Source organism: Psychrobacter sp., assembly GCF_036731945.1.
Classification (GTDB): domain Bacteria; phylum Pseudomonadota; class Gammaproteobacteria; order Pseudomonadales; family Moraxellaceae; genus Psychrobacter.
Genome location: NZ_DAINDI010000111.1, coordinates 1,905 through 5,012, shown reverse-complemented (window position 1 = coordinate 5,012; position 3,108 = coordinate 1,905). Strand labels below are relative to the sequence as shown.

Annotated in this window: 2 protein-coding genes; both read left to right on the top strand. The window is 43.0% G+C overall.

Translation table 11 applies throughout. From position 1 onward, the window contains the following. The first annotated feature begins 200 nt into the window (after positions 1-200). Positions 201-1,739: a lysine--tRNA ligase gene (gene lysS, locus V7D75_RS14185; protein WP_333615082.1), complete on the top strand. Its 1,539-nt coding sequence runs from the start codon at positions 201-203 to the stop codon at positions 1,737-1,739. A 99-nt stretch (positions 1,740-1,838) separates the two neighbouring features. Next, on the top strand, positions 1,839-3,108 hold a 1,270-nt coding region (locus V7D75_RS14180; protein WP_333615081.1), incomplete at its 3' end, for a hypothetical protein.

Sequence of the window (3,108 nt, the reverse complement as noted above, 5' to 3'; positions counted from 1 at the left end):
ATTTGCGCTATTTTCCTCGTTTGACGGCAATTTATCTCATTTTTATCACCATTTTCAAAATGAGGACACGCCCTAAGCTGGACGCCAACAATCAGAAAGATTTTGCTATTTTTTCATATTAAAAATAAGTTTTATTTGAACGTTTTATTTTAATTCTACTTCGTTTATTCCTTTAATTATCTAATAATTTTGAGAGTATTATGTCAAAGCACAACAATCAAAATCCGAATCAAGAGCAAGCCCCAGAAGACGCGAATGAGCTGATTGCTCAATTGCAAACCAAGCTGGATGACATCAAGGCGTCAGGTAAGCAGCCTTATCCTAATACCTTTAAGCGCACGGATTATGCTCAGGATTTACAAACCGCTTTTGATGGCATCTCAAAGCAAGAAATCGAAGATAAAATTGCCAATGGTGAAAAAACTCAGGTAAATGTAGCCGGTCGCGTGATGCTAAACCGCGGGGCGTTTATCGTGATTCAAGATATGACTGGTCGTATTCAGTTATATGTAGCCCGCAAACAGCTAGACCCAGAGACGCTTGCGACGATTAAATCGCTAGATTTGGGTGATATTGTTGGGGTGTCGGGTTATATTGGTCGTTCTGGCAAAGGCGACTTATATGTCCATATCGAAGCGTTGACTCTATTGACCAAAGCCCTACGTCCGATGCCAAATAAGTTCCATGGCTTGGCTGATGTCGAAGCACGCTATCGCAATCGTCATCTTGATTTGATGACTAATGAGACCACGCGCGATACCTTTGTGATTCGCAGTCAGGTTATCAGCGGTATTCGTAAGTTTATGTTGAATGAGCGTTTTATGGAAGTTGAAACGCCGATGATGCATCCTATCCCAGGTGGCGCAGTTGCGCGTCCGTTTGTGACCCATCATAACGCCTTAGATATGCCGTTATATCTGCGTATCGCGCCTGAGCTGTATCTAAAACGCCTAGTGGTTGGTGGCTTTGAAAAAGTATTTGAGATTAACCGCAGTTTCCGTAACGAAGGCGTCTCAACCCGTCATAATCCTGAATTTACCATGATTGAATTTTATCAGGCGTATGCCGATTATCATGACTTAATGGATTTGACCGAGCGCTTGTTTAATGAGCTGGCGATGGATATTTTGGGCACCACGGAGCTGACTTATCAAGGTGAGGCGATTAGCCTAAAAGCCCCATTTATCCGCTTGTCGATGTCTGATGCCATTGCTAAATATGCCGAAAACTTCGATATATCGCGTATCAATGACCGTGATTATCTTGCAGAATACGCTTCAACGACGCTTAAACAACAAGTCAAAGACGTCTTTGGCGTGGGTAAGTTGCAAACCATTATCTTTGAAGAAACTGCTGAGCATCAATTACGTCAGCCGACTTTTATCACTGAATACCCAGCTGAAACCTCACCGCTGGCACGCCGTAGCGATGACAATCCTGACATTACCGATCGCTTTGAGCTATTTATCGGTGGTCGTGAACTGGCCAATGGCTTTAGTGAGCTCAATGACCCTGCCGATCAAGCGGAGCGTTTCCATGGTCAAGTTGCTGAAAAAGACGCTGGCGATGATGAAGCCATGCATTTTGATGAAGAATATATCGAAGCCTTGTCTTATGGCTTGCCGCCGACAGCAGGCGAGGGCATCGGTATTGATCGCTTGGTGATGCTATTTACCGACTCGGCCAGTATTCGCGATGTAATTTTATTCCCGCATATGCGCCGCAAGCTCGAAAGCTAGACGGCTTTACTTGCCATAAATCGACGCTGGGACTAAACTGAACATAAGAAAGCTTTTTGTACTTTTAACGGAATGGTCTCAAGTGCTTTATGAGACCTTATGGATAGGGATGTTATGGACACTCAGCAAGTACCAGCGTCGATTTGGCAGCAAATGATTCAGCAAAGCTTTTTATCTTTGTACGATTTAACTCCAGACAAAATCACTGCCCCTGAATATCTTCAGGGGTATGATTTTGTCTTTGAGTTTTCTAATGCAGTGGTTTACCTTATTGTCAACGATGTAACGATACAGGCAGATAGGCAGGATATTGATAGTACTCAGGTGCGTACGTGGAGAAAAGACGTTGTCAATCAGCTGATTAAACAACACGCTCAGTTGTATCTGAAGAATGATCAGGCGCTTGCCTATAAAGATGAATCTAAAAACAAATCTAAAAATAAGTTTGCATCTGACCAAGCGGCAGACAAAGCGATTTATTTTATTGGTTTAACCGCACTTTCGGTTCAGCATCAAGAGATTGCTGAAAAAAACACTACAAAAAACAATGCTCAAAACCTTTATCAAAACCGCTATCAGAATAGTTATCGTAATAGCCAACAGAGTAAACCTGTAGAAACCGCTTCATATGCGGTTGGCTATGAATATGGCAGTCAGTTTTTTGCAGAAGACTGTGTACTAGATTTGGACGATGAAGAAAGTGTCTTGCAAGTCTTTAGCTATCAGAATTTCACTGAGATACTCAAGCAATTGGTAACGCCCAGTGATTTGACGGCATTTCTAGACTTTCATCGCCGTAAGCTTGCGGGATTTGAAGCGTTTCAAGACGAATCAACCTTACTTGCTCAGTTTTTACAGTCGCCAGATTTTCACCAAAGGGCGATTGGGGTTCAAAAACAACTGGTTAGCCATAATTTGATCGCGCATATTGAGCCACGATTGCTAAAAGCTGCCGATCCTGAGCAGGCGGAGTTTGCTCAAGCGTTGATGGCAGAGATTCAAAAGAACACGCGCATGTGGTACAAGCTTTTTAATAGCTTAGTCAAAGAGTGTTATGACGCCGGTACGCCACTGCCAAAAGAGCAGGTTGATATTTTGGTCGATGAATCCATGTACACCTATGCTTGTTTGGTAGAGAAAATATTGGCGCATAGAGCCATTGACCAAGACTCACGCTGGAGTGGCTATGTGCGTCATGAACACTCTTATAATGTTTTTGGGCGTCATTATTTAATGGTGTTTTATGCGCAAGATGACAACAGCTCGTTAAGTGCTGATAAGGTGCGTGCCGGTCATCAAGACTTATTATTTGAGCTCAACGCGCAAATGCAGCAGCCGGTCATGCAAGATCTGTTTTTAATCGGTGTCG

Coding starts and splice junctions, on each gene's coding strand:
- lysS (WP_333615082.1), top strand. CDS start 201: ATGTCAAAGCACAACAATCAAAATCCGAATCAAGAGCAAGCCCCAGAA.